The sequence below is a fragment of the Megasphaera massiliensis genome, assembly GCF_036305205.1.
In the GTDB taxonomy this organism is placed as follows: Bacteria; Bacillota; Negativicutes; order Veillonellales; family Megasphaeraceae; genus Megasphaera; species Megasphaera massiliensis.
Window position 1 is genome coordinate 1 of the sequence record NZ_JAXIXE010000040.1, and the last position, 3,493, is coordinate 3,493.

Consider the following 3,493-nt stretch of genomic DNA (forward strand, 5'->3'; position numbering starts at 1 on the left):
AACGTAGATCGGATTAAAGAAAAGCTTGGATGGCAGAGCCCGATTTCCTATCGGCTAGCCAATCAAACTGCATAAAAAAATTCCGAGCAACTATTTCGGGTTGCTCGGAAATAAAAGTCTAACTTTTTGGGGTCACATCAGTTTAGCTTCCCATGCATCTAGTTTCTCTTTTGCCGCTATTTCTTCCCTCACTGAAGGAGCATTCCAATAAGGAATTGCTAAACTATAATATTCGTCCTTTAAGGAATTAATAATGCCTGTAATTTCATCATATCTGGCTTTTTGCCCACTGGACTCCATGGCCTTTTCAAAGGTACTATTATCGCCACCTAAGGCATAACCGATTACGCCTTTTTCACGTTCTGCTTTTGAAGCCGCCCCCAACGCGACCCCTCTTTCCGTGTAAGCCTTAGCACTTACCCCAATGGCCGTTCCTTGCTCGCCCTCTATTATCGTATAAGATCCTAAAGCCGTTCCCCAATAATCAGCGGCTTGTGCTTTCAAACCAATAGCAATAGATCCTACTTTTTGTGCTTCAGCTCTATCACCGGCAGCAAAGCTGGAGCTTCCTGAAGCCTTAGCCATAGAACCTATAGCAGTGGATTGATTGCCGGTAGCTTCAGCTATATTACCAATTGCTGTAGTTGCAGTTCCTAATGCCTTTGTTAAATGACCAATCGCTATAGATCGAGGTGCCGGCGTCCAAACCTGTCTACTGCTTGAATATCCATAGCCTTTTTCGCTTTGTAATTCTCTTCGTTCTTCATCAGACAGAGCCATAAATTCATTCATCGTATACTCTTTATAAGTAGTACGATAATATAAAGTATTGTCTTCTTCGCCTATTGACATTCCCAGCCGTGTATAATTTTGCTTTTCTTCAACCGGCAAAGCATCATAAGTTGCTTGATCAATCCCCGGTTCAACACCTGCCAAGGCATAATATCCCCAAGACTGAGAATAGTTACCTATGCCCCATGCACTACTTCCTATAGCATTACTTTCCATTCCAAATGCTTTTGCTTCATGCCCAATAGCAATTGCGCCATCACCGCTTGCTCCATCATTTCTCCAGTTTGATCCTTCGGCGTCTCTATCGCCATAGCCATTTACAGAGATATAATGTATCGCATTTTTATCTACTTTTTGAGTTAATGCGTTTAACTGTGACACATTAACAGCATCAGCATCGTCTGTGCCGGCAGCCACGTTTATAATACGTTGGTTACCATTATTAAGACCGGCTGAAGTCAACTTCACCGAATCTAATATCGGACTTATTGCTGTTAAAGTTTTACCATCTTTGCTGTACGTCTCAGTATATGCATCGTATTCTGCATCAGTTAAGTCTCTATACCACTTACCATTTTCACCTTTAATAAGTGTATTACCCTCTGTATCTTTTGCGATTTCAATAAAAGTTACACTACCGTCAGCCAAGTTGAGATTCTTAGATAATTTAACCGTTAAAGAACCGGTATCCTCATTGGCAACAACACCAATATTGTTATCTGTTAACGCTGTATAATCCGAATTTCCACCGGCAATAATTAACTCTTCACCTAAATCACGATGAATAACAGTTTCTCCATCACCTTTAAAGTTTATTCCTTCATGTTCCACAGCTTTCAACTGTGCCACGTTAACTGCATCAGTATCTTCACTGCCGGCTGCAACGTTGGTTATTTGTCTTGTATAATCAGGACGACCTACAGAAACTGCACCGAGCCCCGATTGCCATGCTCTAATCATCTGTTTTTGTTCATTTACAGCTGGAATATAATCAGGATGTTCAGCTTTCCAATTATCTAATTTCTGCTTGGCTTCTGTTTCTTCTGCCGATCCTGAAGGAGTATTCCAATATGCATTATATAATGCATTATATTCATTCTTTAAAGGCTCAATGATAGCTGAGAGCTCATCATATCTTGCTTTTTGACCGGTAGATTCCAACACTTTTTCTACAGTACTATTATCGCCACCTGACGCATAGCCGATTTCGCCGGTCTCACGGTCCGCTATTGAATAAGAACCTATTGAAACTCCATCCTCTACATTTCCTTTTGAGTTATAGCCAAGTGCTACTGCGCCTTCCTCATTGGCTTTAGCATTTTTACCTATCGCCGTTCCCATTTTTTCAGCAATACTACCGGAGCCAATAGCCGATGAAGATTTAGCCCTGGCCTCTGCAAGCTGTCCAAGTGCCACAGTGTATTCATCAAGCGCTTTAGTATCAGCCCCTATAGCGACAGCACCCTGTCCTTTTACCTCCCCATGATTGCCTACTATAACCTGAGCAACGTTGCCATAGCTTTTTACATCATGGCCAATAAAGATTCCTCTTCCGGCTTTAGCAGGATCAGTATCATAGTCCTTAGCATTTTTCCCGATAACAATACTTCCATTAGTAGACTCTGCTCCTTGGCCGATAGCGAGGGCCTCTGAAGTATTAAATTTTGAAATTTTCGCACCATGTCCAATAGCAATTGAAGGGCCACCCTCGGTAGAGGCCTCTGTACCTATAACTACAGCATTGTCCGCAGTCGTAGATGCACCTTTACCAATTGCGACCGACGTCTCCTTCTTTGTAGACGAATTTTCCCCTATAGTAATGCCAGGGCCTTCCCCTAACCGAAGTTTTGCAATCACGGCATCATATACGGCCTGCTGATCTTCTGTCAGGTCAGCTGCAAGACTGTACCCGCTGATACCAAAGCATAGGGCCAACACAGCTAAAGTCACGCCAATTTTTTGACCTGACTTAGATTTCACCGATGATGATTTACCATTGCGTTTGACTAGTTCTGATACGACAATATAACAGTGCTTCACTTTACTCCAAATGACTTTGTACTGCCTATTCATAGTAGAACCTCCTTAAAAACCCGCTTTTTCCCGTTCACCTCTAATTAGATAACTTATTGTTTTTAACAGAATTTTAACAGATAATCTTATATATGTTGTCAATCGCAACGGATTATTATTTTTATTTTATATTTTACATACATAATTGTCAATAAATATATGTTTTATGTTGTTAAATTCATGATATTATGCTGTTTTGTTATTATTATATTAAAATTGTTAATTGTTGTTAGCTTGAAAAAGATAACAATAAAAACAAAGTGCCATGAGTTAATTGCACTTTGTTATCATTATTCCCGCACCCACTTCGAAGATCTGCTTCGGAGTAAGCGATTTATTCAGTTCGTCTCTTTCATCAACCTTGTCATTTGTCTGAAAACCGGACACATCATGCTGACTACGACAGACTTGTCGCTTCGCATCCATGAAAAGACCGGTACATCCTTCCGACAACGACAGTCCGGTCGTCTTCGACATCCGTCGTAATTTTTATTTCATTGTTTGCATAAAAAAAGAAGCACTTCATTATCGAAGTGCTTCTTTGCTGAATCAGCGGCTTCCTATCCTCCCAGGGGGCCTCCCCCCAAGTACTTTCGGCGTTTGCGGCCTTAACTGCTGTGTTCGGCAT

Annotated in this window: 1 protein-coding gene and 1 rRNA gene; both read right to left on the reverse strand. The window is 41.2% G+C overall.

Annotated features, from left to right (window positions below):
* Positions 1-132: 132 nt before the first annotated feature.
* Complete coding sequence (locus tag UCI88_RS08675; protein ID WP_256180405.1) at positions 133-2,865, reverse strand: ESPR-type extended signal peptide-containing protein; 2,733 nt, start codon at positions 2,863-2,865, stop codon at positions 133-135.
* A 547-nt stretch (positions 2,866-3,412) separates the two neighbouring features.
* Positions 3,413-3,493: ribosomal RNA gene (gene rrf, locus UCI88_RS11490) — 5S ribosomal RNA — on the reverse strand; the annotation flags it as partial.

Bases quoted from the DNA above. Each gene is read 5' to 3' on its own strand.
- UCI88_RS08675 (WP_256180405.1), bottom strand. From the start codon at position 2,865: ATGAATAGGCAGTACAAAGTCATTTGGAGTAAAGTGAAGCACTGTTAT.